Source organism: Rhodococcus sp. BUPNP1, assembly GCF_002215235.1.
Lineage (GTDB): Bacteria > Actinomycetota > Actinomycetes > Mycobacteriales > Mycobacteriaceae > Rhodococcus.
In genome coordinates this window covers 76,703-92,403 of record NZ_NERM01000010.1, presented here as the reverse complement: position 1 = coordinate 92,403, position 15,701 = coordinate 76,703, and the positions used below count along the sequence as shown (strand labels likewise).

Here is a 15,701-nt window from a genome sequence, read left to right as displayed (position 1 = left end):
GCACGACGACAGGATCGAGGCGGCACATCGTGGCACGATCGGACCCGTGCCCGGTAAACCCGTCACCGATCAGCGCCTGCGCGACCTCGCGTTGCTGCGACGCGTCCGCGACCGCATCGACCGCGAGTACGCCCAACCTCTCGACGTCGAGGCCCTCGCCCGCGGCGTGAACATGTCCGCCGGCCATCTCAGCCGCCAGTTCAGGCTCGCGTACGGCGAGTCGCCCTATTCGTATCTCATGACCCGGCGCATCGAGCGGGCCATGACGCTGCTGCGACGCGGCGACCTCACCGTCACCGAGGTGTGCTTCGAGGTGGGCTGTTCGTCGCTCGGCACCTTCAGTACCCGTTTCGCGGAACTCGTCGGCGTGCCCCCGAGCGTGTACCGCAAGCAGGCGGCAGAGGAGACGAACGGCATCCCGTCGTGCGTGGCGAAGAATGTCACCAGACCGATCAGGAATCGAGAAGCGCGGACGGGTCCGCCGGTCATACCGTGATCGGCATGGACATCACCATTCACCAGACATTCCTTCCGCACACCGATCCCGAGGCGTCCCTCGCGTTCTACCGCGACACGCTCGGCTTCGAAGTCCTCAACGACGTCGGCTACGCCGGGAAGCGCTGGATCACCCTCGGCCGCAGCGACACTCCCGGTACGTCCCTGGTGCTGTACCCGCCGGACGCCGACCCCGGCATCACCGAGGAGGAGAACGCCACCATCGCCGAGATGATGGCCAAGGGCACCTTCGCGTCGATCATCCTGGCGACGAAGGATCTCGACGGGGCGTTCGAGCAACTGCAGGCCGGCGACACCGAGATCGTCCAGGAACCCACCGACCAGCCGTACGGCGTCCGCGACTGCGCTCTCCGCGACCCCGCGGGAAACATGGTCCGCATCCAGCAATTGCGCTGACCGATCCCACGATCGGCCTTACTCTCCGATCGTCGCACCCGTTCCGTCCGCATCCATACGACCACTGGAGTCTTCGAACATGACCTCGACGAAGGACACACCGGCACACGCAGCGCACGTCGCCGACACCCACGACGCGATCCGGGTCCACGGAGCGCGCGTGAACAATCTCCGCGACATCAGCGTGGAGATCCCGAAGCGGCGATTGACGGTGTTCACCGGTGTGTCCGGCTCGGGCAAGAGTTCTCTGGTGTTCAGCACGATCGCCGCCGAGTCGCAGCGTCTGATCAACGAGACGTACAGCGCGTTCGTGCAGGGATTCATGCCGACCCTGGCCCGCCCGGACGTCGACGTGCTCGACGGCATCACCGCGGCGATCATCGTCGGCCAGGAACGGATGGGATCGAACCCGCGCTCGACGGTGGGCACGGCCACCGATGCCAACGCGATGCTCCGCATCCTGTTCAGCCGGGTTGCGGAGCCGCACATCGGTCCGCCCAACGCCTATTCGTTCAACGTGCCGTCGGTGCGGGCCAGCGGTGCGGTGACGGTGGAGAGGGGCGCGGGGAAGACCCAGGCCGAGAAGGTGACCTTCAACCGGCTCGGTGGCATGTGCCCGCGATGTGAGGGCAAGGGCAACGTCTCCGATTTCGACCTCACCGTGCTCTACGACGACAGTCTCTCCCTGAACGAAGGCGCCCTGAAGATCCCCGGCTACAGCATGGACGGCTGGTACGGCCGGATCTACCGGGGGTGTGGCTTCTTCGATCCCGACAAGCCGATCGCGAAGTTCACCAAGCGGCAACTCCACGACCTGCTCTACAAGGAACCCACCAAGGTCAAGGTCGAGGGCGTCAACGTCACCTTCGAGGGTCTGATCCCGAAGATCCAGAAGTCGTTCCTGTCCAAGGATCTCGACGCGATGCAACCGCACATCCGCGCGTTCGTCGAGAAGGCCGTCGTCTTCTCCACGTGCCCGGACTGTGAGGGGACGCGTCTCGCCCCCGAAGCGCGGTCGTCGAAGATCGACGGCAGGAGCATCGCGGACGTGTGCGCGATGCAGATCAGCGATCTCGCCGAATGGGTTCGCGGACTGGATCTTCCGCAGGTCGCTCCGCTGCTGAAGAGCCTCGGGCATCTGCTCGACTCCTTCGCCGATATCGGGCTGGGATATCTGTCGCTGGACCGCCCCACCGGCACCCTGTCCGGCGGAGAATCGCAGCGCATCAAGATGATCCGTCATCTCGGATCGTCGCTCACCGATATCACCTACGTGTTCGACGAACCGACGATCGGCATGCACCCGCACGACATCGCGCGGATGAACAACCTGCTGCTGCAGCTGCGCGACAAGGGCAACACCGTGCTCGTCGTCGAACACAAGCCCGAGGCCATCGCGATCGCCGATCACATCGTCGATCTCGGCCCGCGCGCCGGCACCGAGGGTGGACAGGTGGTCTTCGAAGGCACCGTCGACGAACTGCGTCGTGCCGACACCCTCACCGGTCGTCACCTCGACGACCGGGCGTCGCTGAAACCGACGGTGCGCACCCCGAAGGGTGCCCTGGAGGTCCGCGGCGCCGACACGCACAACCTGCAGAATGTCGACGTCGACATCCCGCTCGGTGTGCTCGTCGTGGTGACCGGCGTGGCCGGTTCGGGCAAGAGCTCGCTGATCCACGGTTCGGTGGCCGACCGCGACGGCGTGGTCACGATCGACCAGAGCCCGATCAAGGGCTCGCGTCGCAGTAACCCCGCGACCTACACGGGTCTGCTCGAACCGATCCGCAAGGCGTTCGCGAAGGCCAACGGAGTCAAGCCGGCCCTGTTCAGTTCCAACTCCGAGGGTGCCTGCCCGACCTGCAACGGCGCCGGTGTCGTCTACACCGACCTCGGGGTGATGGCCACCGTCGAATCGGTCTGCGAGGACTGCGAGGGCAAGCGCTTCCAGGCCGCCGTGCTCGAGTACACCCTGGCGGGGAAGAACATCGCCGAGGTGCTCGGTATGTCCGTCGCGCAGGCCCAGGAGTACTTCGCCGAGGGTGAGGCACGCACCCCGGCGGCGTCGAAGATCCTGCAGCGACTGTCCGACGTCGGCCTCGGCTATCTGCGGCTCGGCCAGCCCCTGACCACCCTGTCGGGTGGTGAGCGGCAGCGGCTCAAGCTCGCCACCGCGATGGCCGAGAAGGGGGAGACCTACATCCTCGACGAACCCACCACGGGCCTGCACCTCGCCGACGTCGAACAGCTGCTCGGTCTGCTCGACCGGCTCGTCGAGTCCGGTAAGTCGGTGATCGTCATCGAACACCACCAGGCCGTGATGGCGCACGCCGACTGGATCATCGACCTCGGCCCCGGCGCCGGCCACGACGGCGGACGCATCGTCTTCGAGGGCACCCCCACCGAGCTGGGGGAGCAGCGGTCGACGCTCACCGGCGAACACCTCGCCGAGTACGTCGGGGTCGGGGTCAGCGGCTGAAGTCCGGACGCTCCATCAGCCACGACACGGCCACACCCGCGACGAGCCCCCAGAACGCCGCGCCGATGTTCCAGACGGTGATGTTCGAGGCGGTGACCACGAACGCGACGAGCGCACCCATCGTGTGTTTGCTCGCGAACCCGGCCACGAAGGCGCCCTGCAACGCCTTGAGCATCGCCAGGCCGCCGAGCGTCGCGACGAACGAGGCGGGCGCGGCGATCATCCACCGGACGAACAGCGGCGCGAACAGTCCGAAGACGATCGCCAGCGTCCCGCACGTGATCGCCGCGGTGTACTGACGGGCACGTTCCCCCGACGACACGAGCAGTGCGTTGGTCGGCCCGGTCAGGCAGGTCGACACGGCGCCGACGCACGCCGCGGGGAAGGACCACAGCCCGCATGCGATCGCCGAGACGTTGACGGGCGGGTTGTGACCCGCCGAGCGCAACACCGCGATGCCCTGCCCGTTCTGCACGACCAGCACGGTGATCGCGAGCGGCACGACGAGTTCGAGGATCGCCGCCCACGTGAACTGCGGTGCGGTGAACACCGGTGCGGCGAAGACCGCGCTGTCGGTGCCGGACGGTGAGAACCGGCCCGACAGCGCGACCGCACCCACCCCGGCGAGCAGGGCGCCGAGGATGGGCGGCATCCACTTACCGAGGACCGCAACGGAACTGAGCAGGAGGAAGACGATCACCATCGGGGCGGCGATCGCGACGTCGGAACCGAGCGCCGAAACCAGATCGATGCCGAACTTCAGGAACACCCCCGCGACCATCGCCATGACGATGGGCATGGGCAGCGCCTCCATCACCCGGCGCACCAGCCCCGAGGCACCCAGTACCGTCACCAGCGCCGCGGTCACGAAGAACGCGCCCACCACTTCCGCCCAGCTCAGATGGGTGAGCGACCCGCCGACCAGCACGGTGCCGGGGATGGTCCAGAAGAACCCGAGCGGTTGCCGGTAGGCGACGCTCATCACGATGGTGAGCAGCCCGTTGAGGACGAATACCCCGAAGATCCACGACGCCAACTGCGGTGCGCTCAGTCCGCCCGCGGCGCCGGCGGCGAGGATCACCGCGACCGGTCCGGTGCACGAGAAGATGAGCCCGATCAGACCGTTCGCGGCGTATCGCGGGCCGAGATCCCGGAGTATCCCGCGCAGCCCGACGACGGGACGCACGGGGCGTTCGAACAGATCGGTCTCGGCGGTGGGGCGATCGTCCACGGCGGTCAATGGTCAACCTCGATCCTGTTGTCGGAACTTCGCGGCGAGCTCGCTGCGCGAGCGGATGCCGAACTTCGAGTACACGCGGGTCAGGTGGTACTGCACGGTCTTGACGGACAGGAACAGCTCACCGGCGACCTCCTTGTTCGTGCGGCCCGACGCCACGAGAGTGGCAACGGCGCGTTCCTGCGGGGTGAGTGTCGTGAAATCCGAGCGCGGCGCGTCGGTCTCGCTGTCGCCGGTACGAAGACCACCGGCCTTGAGTTCCCGGTCGCAGCGCTCGACGTAGGAGACGGCACCGAGCGACGAGTACAACTCGCGGGCGGTGCGGATCACCGCGTCGGCGTCGCGGCGACGCCCCGCCCGGCGCATCGTCTGGCCGTACGCGAAGTTGATGCGCGCGCGGTCGTAGGGCAATGGCAACGTGTCGATCTCGTCGAGTGCGCGTTCGAAAGCGTCGCGGGCGGCATCGATGTCGCCGCGGGCACCGAGGATCCGCCCGCGCACGTAACCGAGACGGGCCTTGGCGGAACGGTGACCGCGTTCGGCGGCGAGTTCCTCGTGCGGCCGCAGGAATTCGTCCGCCTCGTCGACGCGTCCGGTGATCACGAGGGCGTTGCCGTAGAGATCCGGCCACGGCCAGTGGCCGGGTTCGTCGACCGCGCCCCGCTCGCGCATGGTGACGATCGGTTGCAGATAGCGCAACACGCTCGTGTAGTCGGAGACCACCTCGGCGCACTGCGCCAGGCACAGGCAGGCCGGTACGAGCATGAGCGGGTAGTCGTTGTTCCCGGCGCGGGCACGGTGGGCGTGTTCCCGTGCCGCGGTCCAGTTCCCGCGCAGTGCCTGGACCTGGGCGCCGGTCCAGTGGACGAGCGGTCGGAGCAGGTCGAGTTGCGTCGCGTCGAGCTGCGCCGCCGCGCGATCGACGGTGCGCAGCGCGTCGGACCACGCACCGAGCGCGAATTGTGTTCGCGCGAGCCACGCCTGCGCCCACAGCGAGATACGCAGCGATCCGCCGCGGAAGGTGGTGGGCTCGGCTGTCTCGAGTTCGGTCCGTGCGAGGTCGGGGCGGTCGAGCACCAGCGCCAGCCATCCCTCTGCCATGCGGATGCGCTGGCTCTGCGCCCCGAGCCGGATGACATCGGACAGAGCCGAATACGACTCGACCGCCTCGTCGACGCGACCGGTCATCGCCAGTCCGAGTCCGCGGATGGCCCGGGACTCGACGACGGGTGGAGCCGTCTCGGGAAGAGTGTCCGCCGCGCGATCGGCCCACAGGACGAGATCGTCGCCGCGCAGCCGTGCCAGCGAGTGCAGCACCATGCGCTGTGAGATCGTCGCGGCGAGTTCGGGTTCGGACTCCGGATCGTCGAGCATCGACCACGCCTCGGTGAGCAGGTGGTGTGCTTCTGCGGCCCGCCCCCGCTGGATCGCGAGATAACCCAGCACGGCGTTGCGCATCGGTCCGCTCGGCACGCTCTCGATCTCGGGCACGAACGTCTGGGCCTGGGGGAGGTCCGCCGCGCCGGTCAACGCGTCGACACCGCGGATCATCCTGCGGGTCCGCAGTTCCCGGTCCAGGGTGATGCGGCTCGCGGTGATGAGTGCTTCGGCGGCCTGGGACCACGCGCCGTCGGCGGCGCACCGCCGGGCGTAGGCGTCGAGGTCGGCGGCGAGTTCTTCGTTGCCGGTCGGTGTTGCGGACACCAGGTGGAACAGCCGGGCACCCTCGTCGTCGACGAGCGAGGCGGCCCGCGCGTGCAGGCTGTGCCAGCGCGCGGGACCGATCTCGTCGGCCACGGCGGCGCGGGTCATGGGATCGGGGAACGACAACGACACCACACCCCGTTGCTCACGCATCGTGAGCAGACCGAGCCGGTGGGCCTCGTCGAGCGGCCCGGTCGTGTCGCCGACCTCGGCGAGTTCGGCGACGAGCGCGAGGGATTCGGTGGCTCCCCGTGTCGCGGCGGTGTCCAGGACGGCGACCGATTCGACGAGGGCGCGCGTGTCCGGTGAGCACCGGTCGAGGATGCGGCCCACCTTCCCGGCATGTTGTCTCGGTGCCGGGAAGCGTGCCTGCCAGCGGTGCCATTCGTCGCGGGGGATCTCGTCGAGGAGCTGCAGGATCGAGCGGGTGTTCCCGAGTGTGTGTTCCTGCAGGCGACGCGCCGTCCACGCGGACAGGTCGACGCCGATGCGATGCAACGCGAGCTGCGCGACGTCGGGCGGCGCCAGCGCGCCGACGTGGAGGGTGTCCACGCGGTGGCTGTTCGAGAGGAGGTCTGCGGTCGCCGGGGCGACGTCGTCGGGAAGCACGTCGGGCACGATCCAGATCATGAGCAGGGGACGTCCGTGCGCTCGCCTCAGCGACGACGACAGCGACTGCAACGACTCGACATCCGCGTAGTGCGCGTCGTCGACGACGATCACCGTCGCGTCGTCGATCCGGTCGAGGAGCGTGCGTGCCGCCTCCACCGGGTCGCCCGCCGTGACGGTGTCACCGAGCAGCTGTTCGAGCACGGACCAGGGATGGCCGGCCTCCCAGCGGGCTCCGGTGGCGTCGTGCACGGCGAGGTTGTCGTGGCGAGCGACGAAATACGAGACGAGGGAGGATTTTCCGACGCCGGACGCCCCCTCGACGAGGACCAGCGAGGGGACACCCGCGCGGGCTTCGTCGAGGAGGCGTTCGAGTTGCATCAACTCGGAGTTCCGGCCGATCAGCACAGCGTTGTCCGTCACACATCCACGGTAGTCGGCACGGGGCGATCGGCACCGCGGACCGGCGGGACGGACTGGACCGGGCGGGGCACGAACCACGTGACCAGACCACCGGCGAGCGCGATACCCGCGAAGATGTAGAAGTTCACGTTGTTCGCGAAGCCCGCACCGATGAGCAGACCGCCGATGACCGGGCCGACGATGCCGCCCAGGCGACCGAAGCCGGCGCACCACGCCACGCCTGCGGCGCGTGCGGGAGTGTCGTAGTAGTTGGACACGAACCCGTAGATGAGCACCTGGGTGCCGATCGTTCCGACACCGGCGATCGCGACGGCGGTGAGCAGTACCGGCAGCGGGAAGCCGAGGGTCAGCAGCACCAGGGCCACGGCCGCGAGGAAGAAGGTGGTGACGATGACGGACTGCGGTCCGCGGCCGTCGGCGACCTTCGAGGCGAGCAGGCCGCCGATGATGGCGCCGCCGTTGAGGACGAGCAGGAAGGCGAGCGAGCCGTTGGCGTTGTAGCCGGCGTCGGCCATGATCTTCGGCAGCCACGTGTTGAGGCCGTAGGTGAGCAGCAGACCGGCGAAGCTCATCATGCCGAGCAGTCCCGTACCGAGGGCGTACTTCCGCGTCGCGAGTGCCGCGAAACCGATCTTCTCGGTGGAGGCGACAGGTGCCGCGGACGGCAGCGGGAAACCGAACTTCGCGCACACCTGCTGCGCTTCCTCGGAGCGTCCCCGCGACTGCAGCCAGGCCGGCGACTCGGGAAGCTTCATCAGTGCCAGCGGGAGCAGGACGATCAGCGGCAACGCGCCGATGAGGAACAGTCCGCGCCATTCGATGGCGTCGCGCAGCAGGATCGCGAGCAGCGAGGCCATCACACCACCGGCGGGGACACCGCTGTAGACGATGGCGTTGAACAGGTTGCGCTTGCCGGGCGGAGCGAACTCGGCGACGACGGCTCCGGCGGTGGCGACGAGACCACCGACGCCGATGCCGGTGAAGAAGCGGAGCGCACCGAACATCGTGATGCTCGTGGAGAAGGCCGCCGCACCCATGCCGACGGAGAACCAGACGATGTTGATCAACATCATCTTCCGGCGGCCGACGCGGTCGCCGAACGCGCCGGTCAGCAGTGCGCCGACCATGACGCCGATCAGGGCGTAGGAGCCGAGGGCGCCACCCTGCTGGGCGGAGATCTCCCCGAGCTGGGTCGGGTCGGCCATCAGGGTCGGGAGGACGGTGCCGTACACGACGAGGTCGTAGCCGTCGAAGATGATCGCGAGGGTGGCGAGCGCGACGATCCAGACGACGCTGCGCCGATGTTGTGGACTGGCCCAGGTCTGCGTGGCGTGGGTCATGCGTTGCTCCGGTCTGTGAGTGGAGTCACAAGCGAATTCGGGGAGAAAAGTGGCCTCACCGGAGGGACGGGCGCCTCCGGTGAGGCCGAGCGAGGGGCGGTCAGCCCAGATCGCCGCCGGCGACGGGAAGAACCGTGCCGGTGATGTAGGAGGCCTCCTCGGAGGCCAGGAAACAGATCGCGGCGGCCTGCTCGTCGAGCGTGCCGTACCGCTTGAGCAGCGAGGAGTCGACCGTCTGGTCCACGATCTGCTGGTACCAGGCCTTCTCCTGCTCGGACTGCGGCGACGGACCGCGCGCGATCCGCCGCTCCGGAGCGACGGTGCCGCCCGGTGCGGTCGCCACCACGCGGACCCCGTAGGGGGCGAGTTCGAGGGCCAGCGACGCGGTGATCGCGTTGACCCCACCCTTCGCCGCCGAATACGGCACGCGGTTGACGCCGCGGGTCGCGACCGACGAGACGTTCACGATCGTGCCGGCGCGGCGCTCGATCAGATGGGGAGCGGCGGCGCGGCACGTCCACAACGTGGGGAACAGCGACCGCCGGATCTCCTTCTCGATCTCCTCCGGTGCGTAGTGCTCGTACGGCTTGGCCCAGATCGTGCCGCCGACGACGTTGATCAGCACGTCGATGCGGCCGGTGGTGCGCACGGCGTGGGAGATCGCCTCCTCCGCGCCCTCGAAGGTCTCGAGATCCGCCGTCACCGAATGCGCCTTGCCGCCGGCCTCACGCAGCTGCTCGGCCACCTCGTGGACGAGATCCGCGCGGTCGACGAGCACGACCTCACCGCCCTCGGCGGCGATGCGCGTCGCCACCGTGAGGCCGATGCCCTGCGCGGCGCCGGTGATCGTCAGGCACCGGCCGTCGAACCGGCCCGGGAAGATCTTCGCCTCGGTCATGAAGAGGCACCTGCCGGGGCGTTGGTGGCGATGGCACGGCGCATCGTCTCCTTGGCGTGCTGGGAGTGGACGACGATCAGGTCGCGCGCGGCGGCCTTGTCGCCCTTCTCGAACGCCTCGACCAGCTGCAGGTGCTCGTCGACGATGTGCTCCTCGATCCACTGCGCGTCGCGCAGGACCTGCTTCATCAACCGGGTGACCTCGAGCTTGTTGTACGCCTCGAGCAACACCGGGTTGGTGCAGCAACGGAAGAGGAACTCGTGGAAGGCCGCGTTGGTGTCGGTGAACGCCGCGGCGTCGGTGAAGTGGTCGCCTTCGACCGACGCGCCCGACGCCTCGGCGAGGATGCGGAACTCGACGAGCTGCTCCGGCGTAAGCCGGCCGATCGTGAGTTCGACGACGCCGAGTTCGAGGGCCATGCGGGCATCGAACTGCTCGTCCGATTCGGCGACGGGCGGATGCTCCTCGCCGATCTCGTAGTTGCCGGGCTCGGGGTTCTCGAGCACCACCGGACGACCGGTCTCGGCGGCAGCCTTCTCCGCCGCGGCCTTCTCGGCGTCGGTGGCAGCAGGTGCGGTTGCCCCACCCGGGGTGGCCGAGGTGTTGAACTTCTCGAAGTAGAAGTTCGTCGGCTCGATGCCGTTCTCGGACAGGTGGTTACGCACTGCCTCCACCATGGGCGGCGGGCCACACAGGTAGATGTCCACATCGCCGTCGTTGAGATGCGACGGCTCGAACAGACCCGTCACGTAGCCCTTGTTCGGAGCGGACGACGCCTCGTCGGCGACGCAGTAGTCGAACGTGAAGTTCGGCAACCGCTTCGTGTACTCCTCGAGCGCGTCGAGCTCGACGAGATCGTGGTCGAAGGTGACACCGTAGATCAGGTGCACCGGCTGGTCCGAGCCGTCGGCCTCGATCTTCGACAGGATCGACAGCAGCGGCGCCAGGCCGGTACCGCCGGCGAGCAGCAGCGACGGGCGCTTGCGCTCGCGCAGGAAGAAGCTGCCGAACGGGCCGGTGAACTCCAGGGTGTCGCCGACCTGCGCGCGGTCGCGCAGGTACTCGGACATCAGACCGCCCTCGGTGATCTTCACGAGGAACGCGAGCGAATTCTCGTGCGGGCCGGTGCTGAACGAGTACGAGCGGGTCGCGGCCTTACCGGTGCCGTCGTCGCTGCCGGGCACACCGATGTTGACGTACTGACCGGGCAGGAACACCAGATCGTCACGGTTGTCGATCTCGACGGTGAACCCGACCACGCTCTCGGAGTAGCGGCGCAGATCCGTGATGGTCGCGCTGTACGAGGCGGCCGCGGTCTTCGCGACATCGGAGGTGCTCGCGATCTGCACCACCAGATCGGATTCCGGCATCATCTGGCACGGCAGGCAGTAACCCTGCTCGGCCTCTTCGTCGGTGAGGGCGTCCTCGATGTAGTCGCCGCCGTCGTAGCTGCCCGATTCGCAGAAGGCCTTGCAGGTTCCGCACGCGCCGTCACGGCAGTCGAGCGGAATGTTGATGCGTGCCTTGTACGAGGCGTCGGCGACGGTCTCGTTCGGGTTGACCTTGATGAAGCGGGTGACCCCGTCCTCGAAGCTCAATGCCACCTGGTAAGCCATGGCACGTGCCTCCTTTCGTGATCGGGGTGGAACTAGACGACGTAGACGTCGACGATGTGGTGGATGTAGTCGTTCTTCAGGACGATCTTCTTCTTCTTGATCACCGGCTGTGCGCCCGAGACGTCGAGGGTGAGGAAGGTGGTTCCGAAGTAGGTGTCGGTGGTGTTGTAGCGGAAGTACAACGAGAACCAGTTGTGCCGCAGATCGATCTCGGTGCCGCGACGCTCGAGGATCTCGACGTTGGTGATGTTGTGTCCCGTGCGGGGTTCGGGCAGCGAGGTCGCCGACGAACGGTCGGTGCGGATGCGGAACACCCGGTCCTCGAGGCCACCGCGGTTCGGGTAGTAGATCAGCGAGATCTCGGTCTGCGGGTTCTCGGTGAGAGTGCCGTCGTCGTCCCAGGCCGGCATCCAGTACTCGGCGTCGGGGTGGTAGCACTCGAGCCACTGCTCGAACTCGCGGTCGTCGAGCAGCCGGGCCTCGCGGTAGAGGAACTGTTCGATGTCGGTCTGCGTGAATTCGTGTACGGCAGTCATGATTCCGGTTCCTCTCAGAGCGCGGACGGGTCGGCGGCAGAGCTCTCGGCGGCGATGGCCTCGCGCATCGCTTCGAGCCAGTAGCCGTGCTGGATCGGGTACAGGCCTTCGTCCTCGGTCTTGACACCGCTCGACAGCACCTTCGTCATCCCGAGATCCTTCGCGACCTCGTCGGGTCCGTTGAGGATGTGGGTCGCGCCACGGCTCATGTCGTTCCAGGGTGCGGCGGTCGCGAGGTAGGTCTTCTGGCAGGAGCGGAACTCCTCGAGATCGTCCGGGGTGGCCATGCCGGTCGCGTTGAAGAAGTCCTCGTACTGACGGATCCGGTTGGCGCGGGACTCGGCGCTCTCACCCTTCGGTGCGATGCAGTAGATCGTCACCTCGGTCTTGTCCACGGAGATCGGGCGGAAGTGCCGGATCTGCGAAGAGAACTGGTCCATGATGTACACGTTCGGGTACAGGCACAGGTTGCGCGACGCCCCGACCATGAACTCGGCCTTCTTCTCGCCGAACTCCTTCGCCAGCTCGTCCTTGCGCGGGTACAGCGGACGGTCCTCGGGGTTGCCCCACCACATCCACAGCAGCAGATGACCGTGGTCGAACGAGTAGTAGCCGCCGCCCTGCTTGCCCCACGTGCCGGCGTCCATCGCCTTGGTCTCGTTGCTGGACTCACCGGCGGTGCGACGCGCGGTGGTCGCCGCGTAGTTCCAGTGGGTGGCCGAGACGTGGTAGCCGTCGGCACCGTTCTCCGCCTGCAGCTTCCAGTTGCCGTCGTAGGTGTAGGTGGACGAACCACGCAGCACCTCGAGGCCCTCGGGCGACTGGTCGACCAGCATGTCGATCATCTTCGTGGTGTCGCCGAGGTGATCCTCGAGCGACTTGACGTCGGGATTCAGGCTGCCGAACAGGAAACCGCGGTAGCTCTCGAAACGAGCGACCTTCCGCAGGTCGTGGCTGCCGTCGGTGTTGAACTGCTCGGGGTAGCCGGCGTCGCGGGGATCCTTGACCTTCAGCAGCTTTCCGTTGTTTCGGAACGTCCAGCCGTGGAAGGGGCACGTGAAGGTGGTGCGGTTGTCGGTCTTGCGACGGCACAGCATCGCGCCGCGGTGGCTGCACGCGTTGATCAGGCAGTGCAGCTCGCCTTCCTTGTCGCGGCTGATGACGACGGGCTGGCGGCCGATGTACGTGGTGAAGTAGTCACCGACGTTCGGGACCTGGCTCTCGTGGGCGAGGTACACCCAGTTGCCCTCGAAGATGTGCTTCATCTCGAGTTCGAAGATCTCCTCGTCGGTGAAGACGTCGCGGCGGATCTGGTACCGCCCGGTGCTCGGGTCTTCGACGAGTGCGCCGTCGAGGCGAGTGCGCACGTGCTCCACGATGTCGGTCATGGGATCCTCCAGGTATCGGGCTTCGTTCCCGGGACGGACGGGGCTGTGTCCGACGCGGCCGAGCCTGTACTGAAGATTCGTGGTGACCGGGTTTCCGGTCCGGCTCGACGCGATGTGTCCGGCGATATCTCCACGATGACAGCCTGTGGCTACGGTCACACCAGGCAAATGCCTAGGGATACCTAGGACCCCTGGGCAGAGGGCCGAAAGGCCCCCGAGACCCTGGGGCGTGAAGACTCCTCGACACGGCCGTACCGCTCGCGCGCATCGCGGTGCGGGAGCAGCGCGTGCGTACGAGCGGTACGGGGAGAGGGTACTCAGCCGGCCGGGGTGAACCGTTCGCGCCGGATGCGCCGCGGCGACATGCGGCGACGCTTGAACGCCTTGACCGATGCCTCCACGAACGCGTCCGATCCGCAGATGTAACCGGTGAACTCCTTCGCGGACGCGACGTCCTCGAGGAAGGCGTCGGTGACGTAACCCTCGCGGTCTCCGCCGCTCTCCCTGCTCACGCAGGTGATGTAGCGGAAACCGGGATGACGGGTCTCCAATTCGCGGAGGACGTCGACGTCGTACAGATCCGCGCAGGTACGGACTCCGTGGTAGAGCAGGATCTGCCGGTCGGGGACGAGGGAGAGCGCCTGCCGCACGATGGCCTCGAGCGGGGCGAGACCCGTCCCGCCACCGAGCAGGACGATCGGGCCGGTGCCCTCCGGATCGAAGGTGAAGTCGCCGTACGGGCCGGTGACGGCCACGCGTTCACCCACCTCGATGCGCTCGAAGGCCCATTTGCTCGCGACTCCACCGGGTTGCCGGCGGATGTGCAGTTCGAACTGCTTGGCCTCGGACGGCGGATTCGCGAGCGAGTACTGCCGGCGGATCTCGGTCCCGGGAACCGTCACCTCCACGTACTGCCCGGCCGAGAATTCGAGCGGTTCGTCGGCGGTGAGCAACACCTTGCGCGTGTCGGCAGCGACGTCGCGCACCTCGGCGACGGTGGCGACGACGTCGCGCAGCACATGCGTGCCAGCGGATTCCTCTGTTGCGGGGGTCTCGAAGACGACGTCGCCGCGCGGGGTGGCCTGGCATGCGAGGACGAATCCGGCCGCGAGTTCGTCGGCGGTGAGCGTCTCCTCCGGCGAGTTCCGATGATCGAGTTCGCCGTCGAGGACCTTGATCTTGCAGGTGCCGCAGGTGCCCTGGTTGCAGGAGTTGGGCATCCAGTTGCCGTTGCGCAGGAACGCTTCCAGCACCGTCCGGCCGCGTTCGCAGGGAACGACGCCGGTGCCCGCGGTCAGTGTGTACGACATGGTCAGATCTCCCACCGGGCATGCAGGGTCTTCGGGCCGCGGAAACCCCAGCCCCAGAACTCGACGTCCTCGGAGGTGTCCCGCTCGAGATTGGGGATGGTCTCGAGCAGTTCTTCGAGACCGATGCGGCTCACGTTGTTCGCGAAGTAGATTCCCGCACAGGCATGCTTGCCGGCACCGAAGGCGAGGTGGGGGAGCGGCGGGCGGGTCAGGTCGTAGCGGCTGGGGGCGTCGAAGATGTCGATGTCGTGGTTCGCCGACCCGTAGGACAGCATGACCACCGAACCCTCGCTGATCTCGATTCCCGACACGACGGTGTCGCGCTTGGCGATACGTGCGGTGCCGGACCAGATCGGGGAGGTCCACCGCATCCCTTCGGCGATCGCGCGGGGGATGAGCCCCGGTTCGTCCACCACGGCCTCGAACTGTTCGGGTCGGGTGAACAGGCCGGCCAGGGTGGAACTCATGGCGTGTCCCGGTTCCTGCATGGCGCCGAGGAGGAAGACGTACAGCGTCGGGTAGATGTAGTCGCGATCCCGCGTCTGGCCTTCGGGCATCCCGTCGTGCAGCCAGTGCGAGATGGCGCTGTCGTCGGGATGCTCGATCCAGTGGTCGATCAGCGGATCGACGACGGAGCGGATCTCCTCCTTGGCGCGGTCGCCCTCGTCGAAACGTTCCTGGCTCAGGAAGTTTCCGTCCTCGTCCATCGCTGCGTTGGTGAACGAATCCGACAGCTTGTGGAACCATTCGCGCAGTTTGTCCGAACTGACGTCCTTCAGTCCGAGCAGATCTCCGAGCGACCGCACACTCACCGGTTCGCAGAACTGGGCGACGAGATCGGCCCTGCCGTCGGATTCGAACGCCTCGACGTAACGTCGTGCGATCGGGCGGACGAGATCCTCGATCCAGCGGTCCACCTCGGCGGGTTGGAGGGCGGGTTCGACCATCGACCGCAGATCGCGGTGGATGTCGCCGTTGACGCCGATGATCGCGGGATGACCGAATGTGCGGCCACCGGCGGGGGTGATGATGCCGTCGAAGTCGTCACCGGCCGCGACCGCACGGCACGCCTCGGTCGTGGATGCCACGTAGGCGCCGAGAACGGGCACGAAGGCGATCGGGGCTTCGGCGCGCAAGCGCTCGTAGACCGGGTACGGATTGCGCTCGAGTTCTTCCATGGTGATCTCGTCGAGCCACGAAAGGGTGCTGGTCATCGGTGTACCTCCGGGTCGGGAGCCGTCCGGCGACG

At 67.4% G+C, this 15,701-nt stretch carries 12 protein-coding genes; 3 read left to right on the top strand and 9 right to left on the bottom strand.

The window, feature by feature from the left end:
- Positions 1–46 precede the first annotated feature (46 nt).
- The 3 genes from B9C99_RS12405 (at position 47) to B9C99_RS12395 (ending at position 3,391) form a co-directional block, all read left to right on the top strand.
- Complete coding sequence (locus B9C99_RS12405) at positions 47–496, top strand: helix-turn-helix transcriptional regulator (protein ID WP_088898139.1); 450 nt, start codon at positions 47–49, stop codon at positions 494–496.
- A 5-nt stretch (positions 497–501) separates the two neighbouring features.
- Complete coding sequence (locus B9C99_RS12400; RefSeq protein ID WP_026061047.1) at positions 502–912, top strand: VOC family protein; 411 nt, start codon at positions 502–504, stop codon at positions 910–912.
- A gap of 79 nt (positions 913–991) precedes the next feature.
- On the top strand, positions 992–3,391 hold the full coding sequence (locus B9C99_RS12395) for an excinuclease ABC subunit UvrA (protein ID WP_088898060.1): 2,400 nt from the start codon (positions 992–994) through the stop codon (positions 3,389–3,391).
- On the opposite strand, the gene B9C99_RS12390 is transcribed toward B9C99_RS12395, so the two are convergent.
- The 9 genes from B9C99_RS12390 to B9C99_RS12350 form a co-directional block, all read right to left on the bottom strand.
- A complete protein-coding gene (locus B9C99_RS12390) occupies positions 3,381–4,622 on the bottom strand; it encodes a benzoate/H(+) symporter BenE family transporter (RefSeq protein ID WP_088898059.1) in 1,242 nt (413 codons plus the stop codon). The genes B9C99_RS12395 and B9C99_RS12390 overlap by 11 nt on opposite strands.
- 12 nt (positions 4,623–4,634) lie before the next feature.
- Complete coding sequence (locus B9C99_RS12385) at positions 4,635–7,364, bottom strand: LuxR family transcriptional regulator (protein ID WP_088898058.1); 2,730 nt, start codon at positions 7,362–7,364, stop codon at positions 4,635–4,637.
- The gene (locus B9C99_RS12380) at positions 7,361–8,704 is read right to left on the bottom strand and encodes an aromatic acid/H+ symport family MFS transporter (RefSeq protein WP_088898057.1); all 1,344 of its coding nucleotides are present in this window, start codon (positions 8,702–8,704) and stop codon (positions 7,361–7,363) included. The genes B9C99_RS12385 and B9C99_RS12380 overlap by 4 nt, the downstream gene beginning before the upstream one ends.
- A gap of 100 nt (positions 8,705–8,804) precedes the next feature.
- Positions 8,805–9,602, bottom strand: a complete 798-nt coding sequence (locus B9C99_RS12375; RefSeq protein ID WP_088898056.1) for a 1,6-dihydroxycyclohexa-2,4-diene-1-carboxylate dehydrogenase — start codon at positions 9,600–9,602, stop codon at positions 8,805–8,807.
- Complete coding sequence (gene benC / locus B9C99_RS12370) at positions 9,599–11,218, bottom strand: benzoate 1,2-dioxygenase electron transfer component BenC (protein WP_088898055.1); 1,620 nt, start codon at positions 11,216–11,218, stop codon at positions 9,599–9,601. Before benC ends, B9C99_RS12375 begins: the two co-directional genes overlap by 4 nt.
- Before the next feature lie 32 nt (positions 11,219–11,250).
- Positions 11,251–11,754, bottom strand: coding sequence for a benzoate 1,2-dioxygenase small subunit (gene benB, locus B9C99_RS12365; protein WP_088898054.1), 504 nt, complete (start codon positions 11,752–11,754; stop codon positions 11,251–11,253).
- 14 nt (positions 11,755–11,768) lie between these two features.
- Positions 11,769–13,142 carry a benzoate 1,2-dioxygenase large subunit gene (benA, locus tag B9C99_RS12360; protein WP_088898053.1) on the bottom strand — a complete coding sequence of 458 codons (1,374 nt, stop codon included), beginning with the start codon at positions 13,140–13,142 and terminating at the stop codon, positions 11,769–11,771.
- A 317-nt stretch (positions 13,143–13,459) separates the two neighbouring features.
- Entirely contained in the window at positions 13,460–14,452 is a 993-nt protein-coding gene (locus B9C99_RS12355) for a 2Fe-2S iron-sulfur cluster-binding protein (protein WP_172414936.1), read from the bottom strand.
- A gap of 2 nt (positions 14,453–14,454) precedes the next feature.
- Positions 14,455–15,666 carry a cytochrome P450 gene (locus tag B9C99_RS12350; RefSeq protein ID WP_088898051.1) on the bottom strand — a complete coding sequence of 404 codons (1,212 nt, stop codon included), beginning with the start codon at positions 15,664–15,666 and terminating at the stop codon, positions 14,455–14,457.
- Positions 15,667–15,701: the final 35 nt, after the last annotated feature.

Bases quoted from the DNA above. Each gene is read 5' to 3' on its own strand.
- B9C99_RS12400 (WP_026061047.1), top strand. From the start codon at position 502: ATGGACATCACCATTCACCAGACATTCCTTCCGCACACCGATCCCGAG.
- B9C99_RS12350 (WP_088898051.1), bottom strand. From the start codon at position 15,666: ATGACCAGCACCCTTTCGTGGCTCGACGAGATCACCATGGAAGAACTC.
- B9C99_RS12380 (WP_088898057.1), bottom strand. From the start codon at position 8,704: ATGACCCACGCCACGCAGACCTGGGCCAGTCCACAACATCGGCGCAGC.
- benA (WP_088898053.1), bottom strand. From the start codon at position 13,142: ATGACCGACATCGTGGAGCACGTGCGCACTCGCCTCGACGGCGCACTC.
- B9C99_RS12395 (WP_088898060.1), top strand. From the start codon at position 992: ATGACCTCGACGAAGGACACACCGGCACACGCAGCGCACGTCGCCGAC.
- B9C99_RS12355 (WP_172414936.1), bottom strand. From the start codon at position 14,452: ATGTCGTACACACTGACCGCGGGCACCGGCGTCGTTCCCTGCGAACGC.
- benC (WP_088898055.1), bottom strand. From the start codon at position 11,218: ATGGCTTACCAGGTGGCATTGAGCTTCGAGGACGGGGTCACCCGCTTC.
- B9C99_RS12375 (WP_088898056.1), bottom strand. From the start codon at position 9,602: ATGACCGAGGCGAAGATCTTCCCGGGCCGGTTCGACGGCCGGTGCCTG.
- benB (WP_088898054.1), bottom strand. From the start codon at position 11,754: ATGACTGCCGTACACGAATTCACGCAGACCGACATCGAACAGTTCCTC.